The following is a 22,486-nucleotide window of genomic DNA, read 5'->3' on the forward strand; positions in this document are numbered from 1 at the left end:
CCGGTCCTCAACGGGCCGGGGACCTGCGCGTGGCGTGCCGTCGTACCGCTATCGCGTCATCCGCGGGGATGGCGCAGGCGCGCCGAGACCCAGCGGGCCCGGCGATGGAGAATGCGCGGAATGCCCAGCCGGAGATCATGGAAATCGCTCACATCGTGCACCCGGCTCAGGGAGCCGCCCCCCTCATGAATGCTCGGACCGGCAGGAGCGGTCGAGCGGCGGTTGCGTGCTGCGTCATTGAAGTCGCGCGTCCAGCCCATACCTCGACGTCTGCCCGTGACCCAAGGTCGGTAATCGTGCGCGAGTCAGCCAATTGGCTTATGCGGCAGGCAATTGGCTGTTCGTCGGACAACTGTGCCCATCGGCTACCGGTCGGGCTCAGGATCCTTGAGCCAGTTGATGAGTTCGGCCGAGAAGCCGACCGGGTCCTCCTCGTGGGGGAAGTGACCCAGACCGTCGAAAAGTCGCCACCGGTACGGTGCCTCGACGTACTCGCCGGACCCCGCGGAACTGCGGGTCCGGATCGCCGGGTCGAGCGACCCGTGGAGATGCAGGGTGGGTACACGTACCGGGCGCTTCATCCGCCGGTTGAACTGGACGCCGTCCGGACGGGCCAGTGAGCGGACCATCCAACGGTACGGCTCGATCGAGCAGTGGGCGGTCGAGGGGATGCACATCGCGCGCCGGTAGACGTCCGTGGTCAGGTCGTCGGGGAAACCGGGGGTGCGCGGCCCCGACCAGTCTCGGATCAGCCGGGCCACCAACGCCGCGTCGTCCGCCACGAGCTGACGCTCCGGCACCCAAGGCCGCTGGAATCCCCACACGTGCGAGCCGGCTCGGGACTGAGAGAAGTCCGAAAGCATCGAGGAACGCCATCGACGCGGATGAGGCATCGACGACACCACGAGCCGGCGGACCAGCTTCGGCCGCATCACAGCCGCCGTCCAGGCGAGATAACCGCCCATGTCGTGCCCCACGAGCGCCGCGTCGGGCTCACCGAGCGAGCGGATCACGCCGGTGACGTCGAGCGCCAGGTTGGCGGGGTCGTAGCCCCGGGGCGTACGGTCGCTGCCGCCGACCCCGCGGAGGTCCATCGCGACCGCCCGGTATCCGGCGTCGGCCAGGGCGGTCAGCTGATGGCGCCAGGTCCACCAGAACTGCGGGAAGCCGTGCAGCAGCAGCACCAGCGGCCCGTCGCCGAGCTCGGCGATATGGAAGCGCGCGCCGTTGGCGGCGACATCACGGTGGGTCCAGGGCCCGTCGATGCGGACAGGGCTGCCGTTGCCGGCAGCCGGCCCCAGCGGCCCCACCGGACCGGATGCGCTGAAATCGGGGTCGGTCATGTGGACGAGCGTGTCACAGAGACCGCCTCGTCCTGGACAGGACGGTGCTCGATGGCCCTGTCCGCGAGTGTGCTGCCCTGCGCCTGTTCGATCGCACGCGCGCCGGTGACGGGGCGGGGGTGGGGCTTGACGCCCTGCAGCACCGCAGCGGTCTGCTTGGCCGAAGCGATGGACTTCTCCGGCGGCTTGACCTTCTTGAACTTGGCGTACCCGAAGAGGCCGAGCAGGAGCCCCAGCAGGATGAACGCACCGCCGACGATCAGGAACGACCAGGCGAGCCCGAGTCCGAGATTGTGAATGCCGTAGGCCGCGGCGAAGCTCAGCACGGGGATCGCGAAGAGGAGCAGCACGCCCGTGACGATGAAGGCCGCGCTGCCGATCGCGCCGCGCTTGACGTCCTGTCGCATCTCGGCCTTGGCCAGCGCGATCTCGTCGTGCACCAACGCGGACATCTCAGCGGTTGCCGAAGCGAACAGCTGTCCGAGACTACGATCGGTGCTGCCCGCGTAGTTGCCGGGGTCGCTCATCCCTGACTCCCTCTCTTCTTCCGTACATCCGATGTCAGATCATGCCGGACTGTCCGGCTTGCTGCTCGCTGCCCCCGCCCGTTCGGCAAGGCGACGGTGCTCGGCAGCCTTCCTCTCGTAGATCGCGGCCATGCGCAGGTGATACCCGGGGTCGTCCTGCTCGTAGACGTCGGGCACCCCCGATTCGTCCGCGTCGAGCTCCTCGGCCTCGTACAGCGCCCTGTATCTGCGTACCCGCAGTCTGAGCAGTACACCGGAGAGTACGGCGGCAATCAGGGAACCGATGAGTACCGCTGCCTTCACGTCGTTGATCATGTCCTCGTCGCCGGTGAAAGCCAGCTCCCCGATGAGCAGCGAAACGGTGAAGCCGATACCGGCCAGCGTGGCTACGGCGAAGACGTCTGCCCAGGCGAGGTCCTTGTTGAGCTGGGCCTTCGTGAAGCGGGTGATCAGCCATGTGCCGCCGAAGATGCCCACGGTCTTGCCGACGACCAGACCGAGAACCACGCCGAGCGTTTCGGGCCGGGTGAAGACGCCGGCGAGGGCATCGCCCTTGAGGGTGACACCCGCCGAGAAGAGAGCGAAGAGCGGAACCGCGACGCCGGCCGACAAGGGGCGCACCAGATGCTCGATGTGTTCGCCCGGGGAGTGCGTCTCACCCTCGCGCCTGGTGCAGCGCAGCATGAGGCCCATGGCCACGCCGGCGATCGTCGCGTGGACGCCGCTGTTGTACATCAGTCCCCAGATGACCAGGGCGAGCGGCAGATAGACGTACCAGCCCCGCACTCCGACGCGCAGCAGCACGTAGAAGACGGCCAGACCCGCGAAGGCCCCGCCGAGCGCCAGGAAGTCGAGGTCCTCGGTGAAGAAGACCGCGATGATGAGGATGGCGAAGAGGTCGTCGACGACGGCGAGTGTCAGCAGGAAGGCGCGTAGCGCCGACGGCAGCGAGGTACCGATGACCGCGAGGACGGCGAGCGCGAACGCGATGTCGGTGGCCGTGGGGACGGCCCAGCCGCCGAGTGACCCTCCGCCGAGTGCGGCGGTCAGTGCGTAGACGACTGCGGGAACGGCCATGCCGCAGAGCGCTGCCGCGACAGGCAGCGCCGCGGCCCGGGGGTCGCGCAGCTCGCCGGCGACCAGCTCCCGTTTGAGCTCGACGCCCGCGACGAAGAAGAAGATCGCGAGCAGCCCGTCGGCTGCCCAGTGGGACACCGAAAGATGCAGTCCCAGTGCTTCGGGGCCGAAGTGGAAATGGCTGACGGACGCGTACGTGGAGCCGAAGGTGTTGGCCCAGAGCAGTGCCGTGACGGCCGCGAGCAGCAGGAGGACGCCGCCGACCGTCTCGGTGCGCAGGGCCTCCGCGACGTAATTGCGCTCGGGAAGGGAAAGCCGGCCGAGCAGAGTGCGGCGGCCGGAAGAGGGGACGGGCGGGGTCACGAGGAAGACCTCCGGGTCGGGTTACGGCAGTGGTGGCATGGCGGATACACATGCCGACCAGACTTCCCGGCGCCCCTGTGGAGATTTTCTTGTGCTGTTGTCGCTCGCGCCGTGCTCGGCGTTCGTGCTTGTCCACCGGCGGCGCGTGCTTGTGCCGGCGCGCTTCGCCGACGAAATCACCACTCTACCTGGGCTATCGGAAACGTATCCGGATGTGGTGTGCCCCGCGCGACGGCGCGCACCGACATCCGTACGTCTCTGACCTGCCCCGGCAGCCCGAAGGGGCACCCGGTGGTTCCGGGTGCCCCTTCGGGGTGTGCGAGCGGGTCCGTCCCAGGGCCCCAGGTCTGTGATGGACCTGGGGCCTGTCGCGACCCGTCTCCGTCTTCTCCGGCCCTTCTAGTCCTCGGACGAGGCGGAAGGCAGCTGGGTCTGGATGAGGGCCATGACCGAGGAATCCGTGAGCGTGGTGACGTCGCCCAGCTCGCGGTTCTCGGCGACGTCGCGCAGCAGACGGCGCATGATCTTGCCGGAACGCGTCTTCGGCAGCTCCGCCACCGGCAGGACGCGCTTGGGCTTGGCGATCGGCCCGAGCGTGGTGCCGACGTGATTACGCAGCTCGGCGACCAGCTCCTCCGAGGCGGTGGCCGTCCCACGCAGGATCACGAAGGCGACGATGGCCTGGCCGGTCGTCTCGTCGTTGGCGCCGACCACGGCGGCCTCGGCGACGGAGGGGTGCGACACGAGGGCCGACTCGACCTCGGTGGTCGAGATGTTGTGGCCCGACACGAGCATGACGTCGTCGACCCGGCCCAGCAGCCAGACATCGCCGTCCTCGTCCTTCTTGGCGCCGTCGCCCGCGAAGTACCTGCCCTCGAAGCGCGACCAGTAGGTGTCGAGGAAGCGCTGGTCGTCCCCCCAGATGGTGCGGAGCATCGACGGCCACGGCTCGGTCAGGACGAGATAGCCGCCCCCGCCGTTCGGCACCTCACGGGCCTCGTCGTCGACGACGGTGGCGGAGATGCCGGGCAGGGCACGCTGGGCCGAGCCGGGCTTCGTCGCCGTGACCCCGGGAAGCGGAGAGATCATCATGGCGCCGGTCTCGGTCTGCCACCACGTGTCCACGATCGGGCAGGAATCGGCGCCGATGTGCTTGCGGTACCACATCCATGCCTCGGGGTTGATCGGCTCACCGACCGACCCGAGCACACGCAGCGACGAGAGGTCGAACTTGGCGGGGATGTCGTCCCCCCACTTCATGAACGTCCGGATCGCCGTCGGCGCGGTGTAGAGAATCGTCACGCCGTACTTCTGGACGATCTCCCAGAAGCGGCCCTGGTGGGGCGTGTCGGGCGTGCCCTCGTACATGACCTGGGTCGCGCCGTTGGCCAGCGGGCCGTAGACGATGTACGAGTGTCCGGTCACCCAGCCGATGTCGGCGGTGCACCAGTACACGTCCGTCTCGGGCTTCAGGTCGAAGACCGCGTGGTGGGTGTACGCCGTCTGGGTCAGGTAACCCCCGGACGTGTGCAGGATGCCCTTCGGCTTACCGGTCGTTCCCGAGGTGTAGAGGATGAAGAGCGGCTGCTCCGCGTCGAAGGCCTCGGGCGTGTGCTCGGCGGACTGCCGGCCGGTGATCTCGTGCCACCAGACGTCCCGGCCCTCGGACCATGCGGTGTCCTGCCCGGTGCGCCGGACCACGAGGACATGCTCGACGCTGTCGATGCGGGAGACCGCGTCGTCCACCGCGGGCTTGAGTGCCGAGGGCTTGCCGCGGCGGTAGCCGCCGTCGGCGGTGATGACGACCTTGGCGTCGGCGTCCTGGATGCGGGCGGCGATGGCGTCCGCGGAGAAGCCGCCGAAAACCACCGAATGCGCCGCGCCGATACGGGCGCAGGCCAGCATTGCCACGGCGGCTTCCGGGATCATCGGCAGGTACACGGCGACCCGGTCGCCCTTGCCGACACCGAGTTCGGTGAGCGCGTTGGCCGCGCGGGACACCTCGTCCTTCAGCTCGGCGTAGGTGATCGCACGGCTGTCGCCGGGCTCACCCTCGAAATGGATGGCGACGCGGTCGCCGTTGCCCGCCTCGACATGACGGTCCACACAGTTGTACGCGACGTTGAGCTTGCCGTCCGCGAACCACTTCGCGAAGGGCGGATTGCTCCAGTCGAGCGTCTCGGTCGGTTCCGTGGCCCAGGTCAGGCGGCGGGCCTGCTCGGCCCAGAAGCCCAGCCTGTCCGCCTCGGCCTGCTCGTACGCCTCCACGGTCACGTTGGCGTTCGCAGCCAGATCGGCAGGCGGTGTGAACCGCCGCTCCTCCTTGAGCAGATTGGCCAGACTTTCGTTGCTCACGACATCTCCCATTCCCAGGGTGTCCGTTGTGTCCCGGGGGACAGCTCATCAGGCTGCGGGCCAGGTGACAAGTGTCTGCCGGAAATTGGTTTAGACCTGTGCCTCGTGTGGTGAGCCACACGTCCCGCTTTCGCGAGCAGCGCTGTGCGGTGCGAAAGCGGGACCACAAAGTCTCACGGACCGGGCGTGTGAGTGGTTCAGGCGCCGACGGCGGTACCGGGAGCCGGGTGCGGTGTCTCGATGCCCTGCTCGGCTCCCCAGACCGCGCCCGGGGCGACCCGGGCGAAGACCTCGTCAGGGCCCGTGCCGGAACTGACGCCCTCGGTCAGCAGGTAAGCCTGCGCCTCACCGACGTGGAAGTACATGCCGTGCAGCTGCAGGGTCCCCGCTGCCAGTCGGCGGGCCACCGACTCGTGTGCACGCAGATGTTCCAGCTGCTGCACCACATTGGTCAGGCAGAGCTGCTCCACCGCATCGGTGGGCAGGCGTCCGGCGATGCGCGCCCAGGAGTGGTGAGGGGAGCGCATGCGCTCCAGACTCGGCAGACCGTGCCGCAACCAGCGCCACAGCGGTGTCCGGGGCGTCTCCGGCGCGGCTCCCAACAGGGCCTGCATGGCCCCGCATCCGGAGTGGCCGCAGATGGTGATGGACTCGACCTCCAGTACATCCACCGCGTACTCGATGGCGGCGGCGACGGAGTCGTCATTACTCTCGGCGTCCCCTGTGTCCGGCGGCGGCACCAGATTGCCGACGTTCCGCACGGTGAAGAGGTCTCCCGGGCCGCTCGCCGTGATCATGCTGGTGACCAGACGGGAGTCGGCACAGGTGAGGAACAGCTGCGAAGGCCGCTGCCCCTCTGCGGCCAGCCGGGCCAGCTCCTCACGGACCAGTGGGGCGGTGGTGCGCTGGAATGAACTGAGGCCGCTGAGAAGCCGATGGGCGCCGTGCCGACGACCCGCGGGACCTTTCGGAGCCGTGGGGGGAGCAGCCTTCGAGACGACGTGCGCGGCAGGAGCAGCGGTGGTCGGTGCGGCATCCTGCACGCCGTCGTGGCAGTGGTGGTTGCGCCAGGGGGTCCATGGGCGGCAGCAGGAATGGGCGGCCGACGCAGGCTCGGCGATCCGGCCCCCGGAGCGCCCGGTGAACTCGATCCGGCCGCCCAGCGCGGTCTGCGCCGCGTACCAGTCCTGGATCGTCTCGTACGCGGCGTGGTCCATGAAGAAGCCGTCCAACTCGACCACCGCGTCGACCCCTTGCGGGAGCTTTCCGAGCACGCGGCTGAGCCGGGGGACGGCCAGGAAGGTCAGCTGGCCGCGAGCGGCCACCAGATAGCGGCCGTCCTGCTCGGTCACGGTGATCCTCGTGCGTGCCAGCCGGTGCAGGGCGACGGCCACCGCCACGACGATGCCGATCGCCACCCCTTCGAGCACCCCGGCGAGAATTACGCCGCTGATCGTGGCGCCGTACACCAGGAACTCCCGGTGCCTGTGGACCTTGCGGATGTGGGCGAAGTTGACCATCTGGACCCCGACCACCATGACGAGCGCGGCGAGGGCTGCCAGAGGAATCCATTCCAGGGCTGTGACCAGCAGTACGGCTGCCAGCAGCACCCAGACGCCGTGCAGCACGGTGGAGGCGCGGCTCGTCGCGCCCGCTCGCACATTCGCGGAGCTGCGCACCGCGCCGCCCGATACGGCCAGTCCTCCGGCGAGACCCGATACCGCGTTGGCGACACCTTGGGCCCGCAACTCCCGGTCGAGATCCGACCGCTTCACAGGGGCGTGCGGCATCGACCCGTCTTTGGTCGCGGTCGTCGCTCGGTCCGCGGCCAGCTTGTCCACCGAGACAGCGGCCAGCAGGGATTCGAGGCTCGCGACGAGCATGACGGTGAACACGGCTGTCACCAGGGCCGCCACCGGGCCCCGTGGCATTTCAGGCAGTGCGTGCGAGTGCCATGAGGGCAGGTCCACCCGGGCGATGCCGGGCGCCGCGGCGGCGGCGACAGCCGTCGCCATGACCACGGCGGCGAGCGCGGCAGGAATTCTGCGCAGTGCCGCTCCGACCCTTCCGGGCAGACGCGGCCACGCGACGAGAAGGGCGATGGTCAGGGCTCCGATGAGGGGCCCGGCCGGCTCGAAGTGCGCGAGGTGGGAGGGGAGTGACAGGACGTTGTCGAGGGCGGAGCTCCGAGGCACCTCGCCGAACACGATGTGCAGCTGGGCGAGAGCGATGGCCACCCCGATGCCTGCGAGCGTGCCGTGCACGATGGCCGGGCTGACGGCAAGGGCACTGCGGGCCGCCCTCAGCGAGCCCAGCAAGATCTGCAGGAGGCCCGCGCCGACGGTGATCGCGCATGTGGTGCGCCAGCCGTAGATCTGGATCAACTCGGCTGTGACTACGGTCAGTCCCGCCGACGGGCCACTGACCTGGAGCGGTGTGCCGCCGAGCAGTCCGGCGACGATGCCGCCGATGGCCGCGGAAACCAGTCCGGCGGCGAGCGGGGCGTCCATGGCGACGGCGAGACCGAGCGACATGGGCACGGCGATCAGGAAGACAGTGATCGATGCGGACAGATCCGCACCCGAGACGCGGAAGCGTCCGCGCTGGGGCGGGGGTGGCGGACTGTGTGGTCGCTTGAATCCCGAGGCCCGGGAAGGGCGTGAACTGCGGGATGAGTGGTCGTTACGGGTGGGTACGCAGGCAGACATGTTCCCGTCTCCTCCGGGGCAGCGCGGTCGCGGTATGTGAAATGACGACGGCCGTAGGTCACGGCGTGCAGCGGTGGGGTACAACGGCGGGATTTCTCAACTCTCCGTAAACGAATCGTAATGGAGAGTAAAGAATAGTGTCCATGCTTTCGAGCGAATAGCCCATTCAGTCACTCTTCTCAGTGAATAAGCAGCTTTTCATCCGGCTTGTCGTACTGATTCCGGGAGAGCTGCGTGTGAGGTTGACCGCGCCGTGTCGGCACTTCAACGCACAAATCCTGCAAGGAAGAGGGTGGACGGATGATGGCCGCCACGAAGCGGATCGCCCTGGGTGCCGTGGTCACGGCGCTGATCGCCGGCCTGGCCGGCTGCTCGGACCCAGGTACGGGGGCCGCGGGTTCCGCGCCCGGAGCCGGCAAGCGGTCCGCCCCCGGCGCGGACGAGAACTCTCCGGCAGCGGCGCCGAAGGGTGCGGTCAAGCTCATCGGTGACGGTTCCACCGCCTTTACGGGAGCCCAGCCGAAACTCCCGGCCGCCGAGCGCCTCAAGCCCGGCCAGAAGCCTCCGCAGTTCGTGGTGTTCTCCTGGGACGGTGCGGGTGAGGACAGTCAGAAACTGTTCTCGCACTTCCGCTCGGTCGCGAAGAAGTACGACGCGAAGATGACGTACTTCCTCAGCGGCGTCTACCTCTTGCCGGAGAAGAAGAAGGAGCTCTACGACCCCCCGCAGCATTCGGCGGGCCGCTCCGACATCGGGTTCAACGACGATGAGGGAATCCGCAACACGCTGACGGAACTGCGAGCCGCGTGGTTGGAAGGCAACGAGATCGGCACCCACTTCAACGGGCACTTCTGCGGTCCGGACGGGGGTGTCGGCACCTGGTCGGTCGACGAGTGGAAGAGCGAGATCCGCCAGGCGAAGTCGTTCGTGAAGAGCTGGAAGACCAACGCTCCGGACCTCAAGGGCGAAGCGCCGCTGCCCTTCGACTACGACAAGGAGCTGATCGGCGCTCGTACCCCGTGTCTCGAGGGGCAGAAGAACATGGTCGCGGCCGCGCGCACCATGGGGTTCCGCTACGACTCCAGTGGCATCGGCAACCAGGTCTGGCCTGCGAAGAAGGACGGGATCTGGGACCTCCCCCTGCAGCTCGTGCCCGTGCCGGGCCGCGCGTTCGAGACGCTTTCGATGGACTACAACTTCATGTTCAACCAGTCGGGTACGACGCAGGGTGACCCGGACAAGCACGAGTACTGGGGCAACCAGATGCGGGACGGTCTGCTTCAGGCGTTCGACCGCGCCTACAGCGGGAACCGAGCCCCCCTGATCATCGGCAACCACTTCGAATCCTGGAACGGCGGCACCTACATGCGCGCGATCGAGGAGACGATCAAGACGGTCTGCACCAAGCAGGACGTGCAGTGTGTTTCCTTCCGCCAGCTCGCCGACTGGCTGGACGCGCAGGATCCGGCGACGCTCGCCAGGCTGGGGACCCTGAAGGTCGGCCAGGAGCCCAAGCCCGGCTGGACCGCGTTCCTCGCGGGGACCGCTCCGGGCAAGCCCGCGAGCAGCCCCGTGCCTGCCAGGCCGGCGGACCAGTCGGCAGGCAGGGGGGCCGACGGCAACGCGGGACAGGGGTAGACCTCCGGCGCGCCGCTCCGTCCGGTCAGGCCGGCTGGGCGGCGCCCGTCTCCGCGCGGTGCTCCTGCAGGACGAAGGCGGGGTCGACCTGGGCAGCCAGGTCGGCGCCCGTCTTCTCGTTGCCCCAGCTCTCCGCGTTCTTCAGGTGGAAGTGCACCATCTGCCGCGTGTAGCGCTCCCAGTCGCGCAGCCCGTACGAGTCCTCCGCGGCGTTCTGCAGGGCCTGCAGCGCCATCCGGTTGTCTGCTTCCAGCAGTTCGAACGGGGCCGGCCGGCCCTTCTCCATCGTCCGGACCCAGTCGGACTGACCGACGCCGACCAGCAGGTCGTCGCCGACCTCGGCGCGCAGGAAGTCCAGATCATCCTCCCCCTGCACCTTGTTGCCCACCACCTTCAGGGCGACACCGAAGTCACGCGCGTACTCCTTGTACTGGCGGTAGACGGAGACGCCCTTCCGGGTCGGTTCGGCGACGAGGAAGGTCATGTCGAAGCGGGTGAACATTCCCGATGCGAAGGAATCGGACCCTGCCGTCATGTCGACCACGACGTATTCGTCGGGTCCGTCGACCAAGTGGTTGAGGCAGAGCTCGACCGCCCCGACCTTGGAGTGGTAGCAGGCGACACCGAGGTCGGACTCGTCGAACGGTCCGGTGGCCATCAGCCGGATTTCCCCGTCGTCGAGCCGGACCGTGCGGGCGCAGGCGTCGTAGACCGGGTTGTCCTCGCAGACGCGCAGGAGCCGGGACCCCTCCCCGGGGGGCGTCGTCTTGATCATCGTGGCGGCGGATGCGATGCGGGGGTTGCTCCCGCGGAGGTAGTCCTTGATGAGGGGCAATTGGGCGCCCATGGCCGGCAATGCGGCGGCTTCCCTCTCATCCAGGCCGAGGGCGGCCCCGAGGTGCTGGTTGATGTCGGCGTCCACTGCGACGACTTGGGCTTCATTGGCAGCGAGGTGACGGATGAAGAGCGAAGACAGCGTGGTCTTGCCGCTGCCGCCCTTCCCTACGAAAGCGATCTTCATGTTCACCTAGCGTAGCGGCATCATCGCTCACTGCATTCATTCTTGGTGAAGAAGGCCACTCCGGGGCGGCATCCGTGGCAGGGGCGCGTAGCCTCGCTACCTATGAGTACGACTTCCCCTGACCCGCTTGCCGCCCTGGGTGACCTGCCGGGGGTCTCCGACGCGGTGGACTCCGTACGCAAGGCTGTGGACCGGGTCTACGGGCACCGGGTCATGCGGCGCCGCAGTAACGAGGTCACCGCGGAGGCGGCCCTGCGCGGAGCTCGCGGTTCGGCGGCTCTCTCGGGGGCCGACTGGAATCTCGAGGAGGTCCGCCGGCGCACGGACTTCAGTGGTGAGGACGAGGCCCGCACCATCGGGGCGGCGTTGAGGCTGACGGCGGAGGCGGGGCAACTGCTTTCGATCTGGCGGCAGTCACCGCTCAGAGTGCTTGCCCGCCTGCATCTGGTGGCGGCGGGCGGCGCGACTCCGGACGAGACGGTCGGCAGGCCGCGACTGGTGGGCGAACCGGTCGACGAGCCGTTGATCGAAGCGGCCGTGCCGGGCGCGGACGAGGTGTCAGGACGTCTCGAAGGGCTGTCGCAGCTGATCATCGCCGGCGGTTCGGCACCCGCGCTTGTGACGTCCTCGGTGGTCCACGGCGAACTGCTCGCGCTGCGCCCCTTCGGCTCGCACAACGGCTTGGTCGCCCGGACCGCCGAGCGGATCGTGCTGATCGGCAGCGGGCTCGATCCGAAGTCGATCTGCCCTGCCGAAGTCGGTCATGCGGAGCAGGGGCGCGCGGCTTACGTGGCGGCGTTCGAGGGCTATCTGTCCGGCAGGCCGGAGGGAATGGCGGCCTGGATCGCTCACTGCGGACGCTCCGTGGAACTGGGCGTGAGGGAATCAACGGCTGTGTGCGAGGCGCTGCAGCGCGGCGCGGCCTGAGACTCGTCGGCCGCAGGGCTGATTGCATGGGTTGTCCGGCCGGGCCCGGAGAGGTGCGGCTGCGTGCGGCTGCGCCTGCGCGTCACGGAAAGGGTTGCGGCGGTACCGGTCGCGGTACCGCCGCTGGCACGTCCGCCCAGTTACCAAGCGTCCTCGTTGCAATGCCCATCAGGTCGGGTTCTTTGCCCTCACCTGGTGCGGCTGGCCCGTAATCGACGGGTCGACGTCGCGTGGGTGCTCGGCTTTCGTGCTCGGTCCGTGGGGCCTACTGCGTAAGAGGTGATCCTCGCGGATGTCCCTGGTCTCGCGGGCCGTTGAATCCTTTGTACTCCGGGACAAGGGGGAGCGGAAGCCCTGGCCGTTTTTCTTTACTTTTACGTTCAAATGTCAGCGAGTCGGACATGTTGGGGCGAGGGTGGACCCGGCTGTCCTCGCCCCTGCCTGTCAGGTCGTGAGTGCGGCCGCCCGGCGACGACTGGCGTACCAGACCAGCCCCGCGGTCACCGCGGCCGCACCGAGCGCCGCTGCCGCCACGAGCGCCGGCCGCGGTGGCATCGAGAAAGCGGGCAGACGCTGCTTGAGTCGGACCGGACGGTCGAAGGCGAGAATCGGCCACTCCCGGAGCGTGGCCTCGCGCCGCAGGGCCCGGTCCGGGTTGACGGCGTGCGGGTACCCCACGGACTCCAGCATGGGCACGTCGGTGGCGGAGTCGCTGTACGCGTAACAGCGCGACAGGTCGTACCCCTCCGATTCGGCGAGCGCCCTGATCGCCTCTGCCTTGGTCGGCCCATAGGCGTAGTACTCGACCTCGCCGGTGAAGCAGCCGTCGTCGCCCACGACCATCCGGGTCGCCACGACCCGGTCGGCGCCGAGCAGTTCTCCGATGGGTTCGACGACTTCGGCGCCGGAGGTCGAAACGATGACCACATCGCGCCCGGCGGTGTGGTGCTCCTCGATGAGGGTCGCGGCCTCGTCGTAGATGATGGGGTCGATCAGGTCGTGCAGGGTCTCGGCGACCAGATCCTTGACCTGCTGGACGTTCCACCCTTTGCAGAGCGCTGAGAGGTATTCGCGCATCCGCTCCATCTGGTCGTGATCGGCACCCCCGGCAAGGAACACGAACTGTGCGTACGCGGTGCGCAGTACGGCACGACGGTTGATCAGCCCACCTTGGTAGAAGGACTTGCTGAAGGTCAGTGTCGATGACTTCGCAATGACCGTCTTGTCCAGGTCAAAGAAGGCTGCTGAGCGCGGCGAGAAGCAGTTTTCCACAAAGGTGAGCATAGGGGCCCGCCATTCGGCGTAAAATCCGGCAGGTGGGTTTGCTTGAGAGGGGGCTCGGGTACACCATGGAAGTCACGGATCGTTCGCGACCGTGCTAACCCGGTCCGGCTCCTCCCCCCCCGAGTCGGCCGTGGGGACGACCCCCGCTCTCCCCCCCGGCGGGGGTCGTCGCATGTCCGGATGCGTTTTGCGGCCAGGGATCCCGGCCCTTCCTCTCGCTCGCCGGTGTCTACCGCCCTCTCGCACGGATCCTCTCGATCGTGACTCATCACTGTGCGTGGCGGAAGAGATGCGCTGTGAAAGTCCCCTGTACGAGCTACCGAGATATCCACAGCGCTTGAGTTGTCCACAGTTCTTGAGCAAGATCCACATGTTTTTCCGCGCCGTTGCATGTTGATTCCACCCGCGAAGTCCGCGGGTTCCGGAATCGTGGGTCTCGGAAGCGTTCGAGATCGCCGCGAAACCGCACCGGAGGAGACAGTGAGAGGGCGAGATCATGGCTGGATCTTTCGCGGACGAAGGTTTGTCGAGCGCCGAAGGGCGGCGGCACGGACCGCTGATCCTGACCGAGGACCCGGATCTGCTGGACGATCTGCTCAGGTTGTGCGCGGCGGCCGGGGCGGTACCGGAGGTGCAGCACGGGCCGCCAGGCGTGAGAGGCGGCTGGGACCGGGCATCGATGGTGCTGGTCGGGGATGACGCGGCGCGTAGATGCCGCGGGATGCCACGCAGGCCTGGCGTCGTGCTCGTCGGACGGGACCAGAAGGACCCCGACGTCTGGCGCCACGCGGTGGAGATCGGGGCCGAATACGTGCTGAGACTGCCCGCTTCCGAAGGCTGGCTCGTCGACCAGATCGCCAATGCGGTGGAGGGCGTGGGCAGGCCTGCGCTCACCGTGGGAGTGATGGGGGGCCGGGGCGGCGCCGGCGCGTCCACGCTGGCCTGCGCCCTTGCCGTGACAGCCGCCAGGTCGGGCCGGCGGACGATGCTGATCGACGGCGACCCCTTGGGCGGCGGGATCGACGTCCTGCTCGGTGGCGAGGAATCCGAGGGATTGCGGTGGCCGGATTTCGCCCGTTCGAAAGGGAGGCTGGGCGGAGGCGCGCTGGAGGAGTCACTGCCGGCATTGCACGGGCTGCGGGTGCTCAGCTGGGGTCGGGACAACGAAGTGACCGTTCCGCCACAGGCCATGCGGTCGGTGCTCGCCGCCGCTCGCCGGCTGGGTGGAGTGGTGGTCGTGGATCTGCCGCGCCGGTTCGACGAGAGCGTGACGGAGGCGCTGGCGCAGCTCGACGTAGGTCTGATGGTCGTGCCCGGGGAGTTGAGAGCGGTCGCGGCGGCACAGCGCGTGGCGGCTGTGGCCCGCACGGTCCTGGAAGACCTGCGGGTCGTCTCGCGGGGGCCCTACACGGCCGGCCTGGACGAGCAGTGGCTGGCGCGGACACTGGCCCTGCCGCTCGTCGGCGACCTGCCGGCGGAGCCGGCGCTGGCTTCGGCTCAGGACAGCGGTGTACCCCCTGGCGGGAATTCCCGCGGCCCGCTGGCCCGCTTCTGCACGGCCTTCTGGGAGCTGGCGGATGTTCCGGCCCGTCCGGACGTCGCTCCGGCCCGGTCTCTCGGGGGAGTGCCGTCATGACCGACGCGCTGCTCGACGCCGTACGTCAACGACTGGCCCGCAGCGGTGCGGCGCCCACTCCGGCGGGGGTGGCTGCCGCGCTGAGGGAGCAGGGCCGCCTGCTCGGTGACGCGGAGGTGCTCGGCGCGGCCGAGGAGCTGCGGGGGGAGCTGGTCGGCACAGGAGTGCTGGAGCGGCTCCTCGCGGACCCTGCGGTGACCGATGTGCTCGTGTCCGCTCCGGACCGGGTGTGGGTGGACCGCGGCGGTGGACTGGAACTGACCCGGGTCGTCTTCCCGGATGCGGCGGCGGTCCGGAGGCTGGCTCAGAGGCTCGCCGCGGTAGCGGGACGACGGCTGGACGACGCCCGGCCGTGGGTGGACGCGCGGCTGCCGGACGGGACGCGTATGCACGCCGTCCTGCCGCCGGTGTCCGTCGGGTCGACGTGTCTCTCGCTGCGTGTGGTGCGCCCCCGCGCCTTCGCCCTTGCGGAGCTCGTGGCGGCGGGGACGGTTCCGCCCGGTGGTGACCGGCTGCTGAGAGCTCTGGTGGAGGCCCGGGTTTCGTATCTGATCAGCGGAGGGACGGGCGCGGGGAACCCGGAACAGGGCCTATGACACCCCTGCTGAGAACGACGCGCACCTGGTCCGTAGAGCGTGCGTACCAGCTCTCTCACCTGCGGGTTTGTGGGTGCAATTGGCGGCGAAGGTGCGGGGTGGGTGCAGCCTTGGAATCCAAGGAGCGGGTACGAAACGGACACGAGAGAGCCCCGGCCGCGTGTGCGACCGGGGCTCCCGGTGTCCTGCCCGCACCCCGGCCGCCGCCGACCTCGGGTACGGGCAGGAGTTCAGCGGGCCAGCTCTTTCGCCGACCAGTCTCTTCGGTCCGCGTCGGCGTACCAGTCGTGATGGTCGCCGTCGTGTCCCGGGCTCAGCGTGCAGCGGGCGCCGCCCTCGGGGCGTGCGGCCCAGCAGTAACCGTGCGGGTGGTCAGGTGTCGATGCCATCAGCGGGCCTTCGCCATGGCGGTGCGGTGCCTGGCCCGCAGCTCGTCACCGTAGGCGCAGGTCGTGCCGTCCGTGTTGCAGGGGCGGCACTTCTCGGTGTGGCTGAGTACCTGCTCGTATGTGTTCTCTATGGCCCTGTCCGTCTGGGACTGGGCGGCGGTACCGTATGCCATGTCATCAGCTCCTCAGGCTGGTGTCCGCACCCCCGGACCGGTGACACGGTCGCGGGGGTTCTTCGTGTTCGTGCAGCGTAGACCCACCATGCTATGGCGTGCTAGGTATGCCACATCTCGCGTGACATGCGGTGCCATGCCAGCTTGGACGCGTGATCGAATTCGTCCCTGACCAGCCGCGATGGCGCCAGGTCGCCGAGGTGATCCGGCAGCGGATTGCGGACGGCGTCTATCCGCCGCGCTCCCGTGTGCCGTCGGTTCTCCAGCTGCAGGCCGAGTTCGGCATCGCTGCGGCCACCGGGCAGAAGGTGCATCGTGCGCTGCGCGAGGAGGGGCTGATCTACACCGAGCCCGGGCTCGGCAGCTTCGTCACCCGCACAGACGCCTGACCCGGGTTTTCCCGGGACCCCAGGAAAACCCCGGAGACACGAAAGCCGCCCCCCGTCCCGGCCGAAGCCAGGGCAGGGGGCGTTGTTCATGGGTACTGCCGGCGGAACGGGTCCAGGGCCAGCGGCCCGGGCTCGGGGTCCGGTTCGGTCGGTGCCCCAGTACGGCGACAGACCAGGGCATCGGGATCGTCAGGCGGCGGCTGGAGGCTGTATCCGTCCGGGCAGGACGGCCCGGCGGGACCGGCCGGTCCCCGCTCTCCGGGTGCTCCGTCCGTGCCGTTGGTGCCGTCCTTCCCCGCGGGCCCGGGAGGACCAGCAGGACCAGCGGGACCAGCAGGGCCGACCGCCCCGTCGGTACCGGCCTGCCCCGGGGCGCCGGTGGCAGCCGGCCCGGGCTCGCCGGTCGCCCCGTCCTTGCCCGCGTCGCCCTTCGGGCCGCGCGCCCCGGTCGGGCCGGGGATCGGCACGGGCACCTCGGCTCGGTCCGGCAGGTCATCGACGGCGCGCGCCGGGTCCGGTGCCGCCGGGGTGCCACCCTCGGCCTGAATCTGTGCGCGCAGCGTCCGCACATCCCCGGCCAGGGTCGACACGGCGTCGCCGCGCCGGTCAGCCTCGGCCGCGACCTGGTGCGTGCGCTGCGCTTCGGCGTCGATCCGCAGCCACACCAGGAGCACCGCGCCGGACAACACCAGCAGAACAGCGGTGAGCGCCAACGACCGCCAGCGGCGAGCGAGGAGGTTCGGTCTGCGGTGCGTCACGACGGCGTACCTCCCAGCTCGGCGATGCGGGCATGCAGCCGCGCGTTCTCGGTCGTCAACTCGGCAATCTGCGTGATCAGCTCGGTCTTTCCCGCGCGCTCGCCCGCAAGTTCGGCATACGCCGCGGCGAGGCGTACCTCGTTCTCGGCCAGCTTCTGCTGTGCCTTGTCCCGCTCTTCCTGCAAGTTGTCGACGAGCGAGCTGTACCCGCCGATCACGGCACCGGACTGGGTCACGCGGTTCTCGCCGCGCTTTCCGATCCAGGCCCCGCCGGCCGTTGCGAGCCCGACGACGATGACACCGACCGCGCCGAGCGTCGCAGCGTCCACGTGCTGTACCTCCTGGTGCGGGGTGGATCAGGTGCGCACGGAGTCGCGCGGGGTGTGCCTCGCCTGGTACCCGGCCAGCCACGTCAGGGCGGTCGGGACGAGGGCGAGCACCGGCGCCTGCAGCCAGACCGGGAGCGGGCCCAGCAGGCTGTTGTCGGCGACGACCGCGTTCAGTACGGCGATGACGAGGCCAGCCAGGAACGTGGCGGTGGACGCGGCCTTCACCTTCGCCTCGGTGGGTGCAGCCATGTCAGGACTCCTTCTTGAGTTCGGCGACCTCGGCGCGCAGCAGGCGCACCTGGTCGAGGATGTGCGCGAGGTAGTAGCCGGCGCTGTGCGGGGTGCGGGTGCTGGAGTCGCCCTTCTTCGTCTCGGTGCCGATGTCACCGATGCGCAGCAGGTTGCCGTGTAGGTCGGCGATCTGCTTGTCCGTGCTGGCCACAGCGGGCTCCTTAGACGGGGTGGTCGGGGCGGTGGTCCCGGGGGACCAGGACGCGGGGTGAGCGAGGCGCTCGTCGATGAGACGGCGCACGACGGGCGGGGCCACGTCGACGCCGCCGGTGCCGGTGCGGGGGTCGATTTTTCCGGGCTGCCACTCCTTGTGGCCGATGACGCTGCGCGCGGTCCAGCCCTTCGCCGGGCCGCCGAGGGCCCGCAGGATCGCGGCCGACGCGCGGACCATGGCGTCGCGCTGGACGGCGGGCCACGGATCTTTCCCGTTGCCGAGGTTGATGCACTCGAAGCCGTAGAAGTGGGTGTTGCCGTCGGTGTTCGCCTCGTTGGGGATGAGGAGCTTGTCCCGGTCGTAGTCCTCGTTCTGGACGTGGCGCAGGACGTCGTCGTCGCCCTTGCCCGCGTGGTTCGCGCGGCCGGCGGACACGAGGTAGACCGTGCCGTCCTTGTCGATGACGCCATGACAGAGCGGGCCCGGCAGGGCGGAGTGCCCGTTGTGGCAGAGGGCGACGGACCCGGACGTGCCGGTGGTGACGGTGTGGTGGAGCATCACGCCGTTGATCGGGCCGAACCCACCGGTCGACTTGGGCCGCTGGTGGGTGCGCCAGTTCTTGTACTCCACGACGCGCACGCCCTCGGCGCGCAGCGCGGAGAGCAGCCGGTCAGGGGATAGGGGTGCGGCCATCAGGTCTCCAGACATGCAGGGAGCCCCGGCCGTGGCGGCGCGGGGCTTGAGGTGGTGTGGGCTACAGGGTGGTGGCGCCTGGGAAGTCTCCCGCCGGCCCGAAGTCCTCGGTGAGGAGGAAACCGGCGTGCGTGGCTGTGGCGGCCAGGTGGTAGCTCGCGGTCCCGGAATCCCGGGCCAGAGTCCCGAGGAGCGGAGCGAGGATGCTGGACGATCCGGCGTTCACGAAGATGTTCGAGTACTCGAAGCCGTAGTTGGCCGAGGCGCTCGGGGTGGTAATTCGGAATGAGTCGAACACGGTGACCCCGGCGATCGTGTCCCGTCGGACCCGGATGCGTCCCTCACTGCTTGCAGCATTCGGGGTCAGCAGCCCCTTGACCGTCATCCTGTACGCGCGGCCGGCTTTGAACGTGATCGTGGGAGTCGTGATCCACACGGTCTCGGCGGACGCCGGGGTGCCGGGCGTGTTCGTGCTGATCGCCGTGTAGTTCACGGTGAAGGGCGCGCGAGCATTCTCTGTGGCTGCGATGAGCCGTTCCCCGGAGAGGGCGAGGTCGGGCATGGGTGCCTCCTACAGGGCGTAGATCGTGGGCTGGGCGAGGCGGATGTCCGTGCCCTCGGTGTGCGGTTTGGTGATCCCGTTGACGGAGCGGTCGACGTAGAACGTCTGCGTGCTGCCGGTGCCGCTGATGCCGTGGACGTTGACGACCTCACCGCCGAGCGTGGCGGTGAAGGGGAAGTGGTCGGGCATGTCCGGGCCGGTCAGGGAGTCGGTGCGGGCGAGGCGCACGTCGTCGGCCACCCACCATTCGCCGACCGTCCAGGTGGACCGGCCTTCAACGCCGAGGCGCACGCCTACCGCGCCGGCGGGAAGCGTCCCGGACACGGTGAGCTGGGTCCATGCCCCGGCTGACACGGACGGTGCCGTGCCGTAGATGAACGTCTCCGCGCCGCCCGAGGTGCGCCAGACGATCGCGACCCGCATGTTGTTCGCCGCGGCGCCGCCGGAGTAGACCCACGCGGATCCGGCCCACACCTGGCCTGCGGCGGCCGGGCGCACGGTGCTCATGTCGGCGAGGTTCATCGTCCCGGTGTCGGTCGGATGGACCCGGGTGACGCGGAGCGCACCGGTGCCGGAGTGGACGAGGTCCCGCTCCCAGGAGACGGCCCCGATGGACGCGCCGCGGGTGCACGCCCACCCGCCGGTACCGTGCTCGAACCCGGGGTCGGGCTGCTCGTTCGGTGCGGCCGTGACCCACCGGGTGCCGTCCGTCACCGCCACCGGCAGAGAAGCGGCTGACGAGGTAACGGGCGCGTCCAGTTCCGACCCGCCCGTGTCATACCGGCCCTGCTCGGGGTCGTCGTACACACCCACCGACCAGGGGCCGGCCGGACTGCAGTTCATGGCGAGCGACCACTCGATCGCGGTGATGCGCTCGGTGTAGCCGAGCATGTGCTGGTCGATCACTCCGGGCGGAAGCCAGGCCGGCGGGTTGCTGATCTGGACGCGGTCCCCGAGGTCCATGGCGAGGACCTGGTCGACGAGGTGCGGGGCGGTGTGCAGCCACACGGTGATCGTCGGGTAGCGGGCCTCGTCCCACGTGCCAAGGTGCATGCGCCACTGGGCGTGCAGGGGCGGCTGCTCGTCGGTGTAGAGGGACACGGTGAGCGACTCGTCATACGGGCCGACCCCGTCGGGCGGCGGCTGCACGGACAGCGCACCGGACTCCAGCACCGCGCGCCCGGAGGACCCGCCGCGCCTCGTCACGGTGACGTCGTTGCGCAGCGCCTGGTCGTCCTCGACAGGCTCCAGCGGCGGCGGCACCTCACCGGGCGCCGTGTAGTCGAGGGCCAAGGCGATGCGCTGGTTGTAGCGCGTGGCCCGGTCCCGGTAGACGAGGGCCGTGGCGTCGATCCGTTCGTAGAGAATCCCGCCATCGGTGGCCGCGCACTCCTCGAGGAGGGCGAGGAGCGTGTCAGGGCGCTGCGGCCCCATGGCTTCGGAGAGGACCGTCATGTCTCCGTCGACCCAGGAGAGGGTGACCTGCTGCGCCTCTTCTGTGGCCAGGCGGGCCAGCCTGTTGAGGGCCGTTTCCCCGTTGAATCCGTCGTCCGCCCCGCTGAAAATCGCCGAGCCGGGCGGTGAGGAGATCAGGTTCCCGGTGGCGGGGACGTCGAAGACGGCCAGGTGCCCGAGCACCATGTCTGCCGTGTCGGCCCCGTAGGTGCCGGACAGGCCCACGACGGCGCCCTGCGTCCCGGTGTAGACGGTCCGGGAGGTCCAGCGGGAGTTGGCTGCGATGTCCCGCCAGCTGACGTACAGGTAGGTGCTGCCGCCACTCGCCGCGGTGTAGACCGCCAGCCGGTTCCACTTCCCGGCGAAGTCGCTGATCGCCCCGGCGTCGTTGTAGAGGAACGCGCCGAGGAGAACGCCCTCGTCGTCCAGGGCTTCGATCCGGACGCCGGCCGTGGACGCGTAGACGACGGCCGTGCGCATCGCCGACCCGGCGGTGCTGATGCGCAGGATCTCGGTCTGCGTGGCGGGCATGGTCGGCAGGTAGTAGACGAACTCCACCTGCCAGCCCTGCGTGCTGCTGCGCGGCACGACAGCCCGGAAGCTGGCCGGGTTCTTGGTCTTGGGCAGGGCGCTGCTGCCGCCGAGGGAGTCGTCCGCCGCGAAGTCGAACCCGGACATCGTCATCGGCCGGATCCCGGGGACCGGGGAGTAGGCGGCGGTGGCCTCGGCCCCGTCCTCCATCGGCCAGTACGCGATCAGGTCCGGGTCTGAGGGGACACGTCGACGCAGTGTGCTGTCGAGGGCCTTCTTGCCCTGGCCCATACGGCGGGTCATCCCGGCCGCCTCGATCGGCACCCAGACGTCCGACCCGGACACGTCCCACCGGGACGGCCACGAGGAGATTTCGCCGTGGAACCGGAACTCCCGATCCGTTACCGAGGCCAGCGCGCCGACCGTCCACGTGCGGCCGGCCGAGTCCGCCCAGCTGGTGATGCCTTCGGCCAGGGCCCGCAGGTCCGGGCTGGCCACGACCGTGCCGCCGATCCCGGATCGCACCTCGGCCCGGTGCACCCGCCCGCGCACCGGGGTGTAGTTGGTCACCGCGGGCGGCCCGAGCTCCAGCGGGGCGGTGCCTGAGTAGATGCTCGTCGTGCCGGTGACAACGAGCGGGGTGCCCATCGACGTCCAGGGGCCGTCCAGGCTCTCGGCCCAGTAGAACGCGGCCGTGAACCCGCCGCTGCCGTTGCTGACGTCCAGGGTCGCCCGCACAGCCGCGCGCTTCGGCAGAGCAGGCAGGATCTGTTCCGCGAAGAACTGCGTCGTCCCGTTCGGCGACCAGTTCAGCGTCAGGATTCCGCCGGCCAGGCGCAGGAGGTAGCTGCGCTGGTTGCCGACTGACACCCATTTCCCGATCAGGGTCTGGATCGGCGCGGCCCACCAGTCGACCGTGGCCTCGATCCGGATGTCGAGGTCCCCGGTGATGTCGAGGGCCGACGCGTCCGCGGTGCGGGCGTAGGAGGCGGTGTTGCCCTCCAGCCGCAGATAGGACTCGGGGCCCTTCAGGCTGAAGCGGACCGGCGTGTTGCGGCCGATCAGCCCGAAGTACGGCGACATCGGGTTGCGCGGGCTGTACTTCCCGTGCCGGTTGTTCAACTTGAGCGTCATCTTCGACGGGGCGGGCTTGGCCGCCTCGTTCTTCGCGCCGCGCTCGATGACGACCGCGTCGGACTCCCGGACGTCGCCGGTGATATCCGTCCACTCCCCGTCGATCTGGAGCTCTGTGCGGCGGTCTACGGACAGCGCCATCTGGATGTCTCC

Annotated in this window: 20 protein-coding genes and 1 pseudogene; 5 read left to right on the forward strand and 16 right to left on the reverse strand. The window is 69.3% G+C overall.

What is annotated here, in order from left to right:
* Positions 1-56: 56 nt before the first annotated feature.
* The 6 genes from ACZ32T_RS16190 to ACZ32T_RS16215 form a co-directional block, all read right to left on the reverse strand.
* Positions 57-260 carry a hypothetical protein gene (locus tag ACZ32T_RS16190; protein WP_382096052.1) on the reverse strand — a complete coding sequence of 68 codons (204 nt, stop codon included), beginning with the start codon at positions 258-260 and terminating at the stop codon, positions 57-59.
* Positions 261-365: 105 nt separating this feature from the next.
* Positions 366-1,343, reverse strand: coding sequence for an alpha/beta fold hydrolase (locus tag ACZ32T_RS16195; protein WP_467269651.1), 978 nt, complete (start codon positions 1,341-1,343; stop codon positions 366-368).
* The gene (locus ACZ32T_RS16200) at positions 1,340-1,870 is read right to left on the reverse strand and encodes a phage holin family protein (RefSeq protein WP_467269653.1); all 531 of its coding nucleotides are present in this window, start codon (positions 1,868-1,870) and stop codon (positions 1,340-1,342) included. Before ACZ32T_RS16200 ends, ACZ32T_RS16195 begins: the two co-directional genes overlap by 4 nt.
* 39 nt (positions 1,871-1,909) lie before the next feature.
* Positions 1,910-3,310 carry a Na+/H+ antiporter NhaA gene (nhaA, locus tag ACZ32T_RS16205; protein ID WP_467269655.1) on the reverse strand — a complete coding sequence of 467 codons (1,401 nt, stop codon included), beginning with the start codon at positions 3,308-3,310 and terminating at the stop codon, positions 1,910-1,912.
* Between the two features lie 399 nt (positions 3,311-3,709).
* Positions 3,710-5,677 (reverse strand): acetate--CoA ligase, encoded by a 1,968-nt coding sequence (acs, locus tag ACZ32T_RS16210; protein WP_467367375.1) that lies wholly within the window; start codon positions 5,675-5,677, stop codon positions 3,710-3,712.
* 185 nt (positions 5,678-5,862) lie between these two features.
* Positions 5,863-8,373, reverse strand: a complete 2,511-nt coding sequence (locus ACZ32T_RS16215) for a SulP family inorganic anion transporter (RefSeq protein ID WP_467367377.1) — start codon at positions 8,371-8,373, stop codon at positions 5,863-5,865.
* Positions 8,374-8,673: 300 nt separating this feature from the next.
* Between ACZ32T_RS16215 and ACZ32T_RS16220 the strand changes: the two genes are divergently transcribed.
* Positions 8,674-10,011 carry a polysaccharide deacetylase family protein gene (locus tag ACZ32T_RS16220; RefSeq protein ID WP_467367379.1) on the forward strand — a complete coding sequence of 446 codons (1,338 nt, stop codon included), beginning with the start codon at positions 8,674-8,676 and terminating at the stop codon, positions 10,009-10,011.
* Between the two features lie 25 nt (positions 10,012-10,036).
* On the opposite strand, the gene ACZ32T_RS16225 is transcribed toward ACZ32T_RS16220, so the two are convergent.
* Entirely contained in the window at positions 10,037-11,032 is a 996-nt protein-coding gene (locus tag ACZ32T_RS16225; protein ID WP_467269663.1) for an ATP-binding protein, read from the reverse strand.
* Positions 11,033-11,134: 102 nt separating this feature from the next.
* On the opposite strand from ACZ32T_RS16225, the gene ACZ32T_RS16230 reads away from it, so the two are divergent.
* On the forward strand, positions 11,135-11,959 hold the full coding sequence (locus ACZ32T_RS16230) for a Fic family protein (protein ID WP_467269665.1): 825 nt from the start codon (positions 11,135-11,137) through the stop codon (positions 11,957-11,959).
* A 444-nt stretch (positions 11,960-12,403) separates the two neighbouring features.
* On the opposite strand, the gene ACZ32T_RS16235 is transcribed toward ACZ32T_RS16230, so the two are convergent.
* Positions 12,404-13,243: an HAD family hydrolase gene (locus tag ACZ32T_RS16235; protein ID WP_467367381.1), complete on the reverse strand. Its 840-nt coding sequence runs from the start codon at positions 13,241-13,243 to the stop codon at positions 12,404-12,406.
* A gap of 496 nt (positions 13,244-13,739) precedes the next feature.
* On the opposite strand from ACZ32T_RS16235, the gene ssd reads away from it, so the two are divergent.
* A complete protein-coding gene (gene ssd / locus ACZ32T_RS16240; RefSeq protein ID WP_467367383.1) occupies positions 13,740-14,879 on the forward strand; it encodes a septum site-determining protein Ssd in 1,140 nt (379 codons plus the stop codon).
* Positions 14,876-15,454 (forward strand): annotated as a pseudogene (locus ACZ32T_RS16245) (ATPase, T2SS/T4P/T4SS family); the annotation flags it as partial. The gene ssd and the pseudogene ACZ32T_RS16245, both read left to right, overlap by 4 nt.
* 251 nt (positions 15,455-15,705) lie before the next feature.
* Here ACZ32T_RS16245 and ACZ32T_RS16250 read toward each other — a convergent pair.
* Positions 15,706-15,864 carry a hypothetical protein gene (locus tag ACZ32T_RS16250; RefSeq protein WP_467367385.1) on the reverse strand — a complete coding sequence of 53 codons (159 nt, stop codon included), beginning with the start codon at positions 15,862-15,864 and terminating at the stop codon, positions 15,706-15,708.
* The gene (locus tag ACZ32T_RS16255) at positions 15,864-16,037 is read right to left on the reverse strand and encodes a hypothetical protein (protein ID WP_467367387.1); all 174 of its coding nucleotides are present in this window, start codon (positions 16,035-16,037) and stop codon (positions 15,864-15,866) included. Before ACZ32T_RS16255 ends, ACZ32T_RS16250 begins: the two co-directional genes overlap by 1 nt.
* A 152-nt stretch (positions 16,038-16,189) precedes the next feature.
* Between ACZ32T_RS16255 and ACZ32T_RS16260 the strand changes: the two genes are divergently transcribed.
* Positions 16,190-16,426, forward strand: a complete 237-nt coding sequence (locus tag ACZ32T_RS16260) for a GntR family transcriptional regulator (RefSeq protein ID WP_467367390.1) — start codon at positions 16,190-16,192, stop codon at positions 16,424-16,426.
* Between the two features lie 86 nt (positions 16,427-16,512).
* On the opposite strand, the gene ACZ32T_RS16265 is transcribed toward ACZ32T_RS16260, so the two are convergent.
* From ACZ32T_RS16265 to ACZ32T_RS16290, 6 genes are all read right to left on the reverse strand, one after another.
* Positions 16,513-17,184 carry a collagen-like domain-containing protein gene (locus ACZ32T_RS16265; RefSeq protein WP_467367392.1) on the reverse strand — a complete coding sequence of 224 codons (672 nt, stop codon included), beginning with the start codon at positions 17,182-17,184 and terminating at the stop codon, positions 16,513-16,515.
* Positions 17,181-17,513, reverse strand: a complete 333-nt coding sequence (locus ACZ32T_RS16270; RefSeq protein ID WP_467367395.1) for a hypothetical protein — start codon at positions 17,511-17,513, stop codon at positions 17,181-17,183. Before ACZ32T_RS16270 ends, ACZ32T_RS16265 begins: the two co-directional genes overlap by 4 nt.
* 27 nt (positions 17,514-17,540) lie before the next feature.
* A complete protein-coding gene (locus ACZ32T_RS16275) occupies positions 17,541-17,762 on the reverse strand; it encodes a holin (protein WP_467367397.1) in 222 nt (73 codons plus the stop codon).
* 1 nt (position 17,763) lies between these two features.
* Positions 17,764-18,651 carry a peptidoglycan recognition protein family protein gene (locus ACZ32T_RS16280; protein ID WP_467367399.1) on the reverse strand — a complete coding sequence of 296 codons (888 nt, stop codon included), beginning with the start codon at positions 18,649-18,651 and terminating at the stop codon, positions 17,764-17,766.
* A gap of 61 nt (positions 18,652-18,712) precedes the next feature.
* Complete coding sequence (locus ACZ32T_RS16285) at positions 18,713-19,213, reverse strand: hypothetical protein (RefSeq protein WP_467367401.1); 501 nt, start codon at positions 19,211-19,213, stop codon at positions 18,713-18,715.
* A gap of 9 nt (positions 19,214-19,222) precedes the next feature.
* On the reverse strand, positions 19,223-22,474 hold the full coding sequence (locus tag ACZ32T_RS16290; protein ID WP_467367403.1) for a carbohydrate binding domain-containing protein: 3,252 nt from the start codon (positions 22,472-22,474) through the stop codon (positions 19,223-19,225).
* Positions 22,475-22,486 lie beyond the last annotated feature (12 nt).

Source organism: Streptomyces sp. NPDC023573, assembly GCF_055559735.1.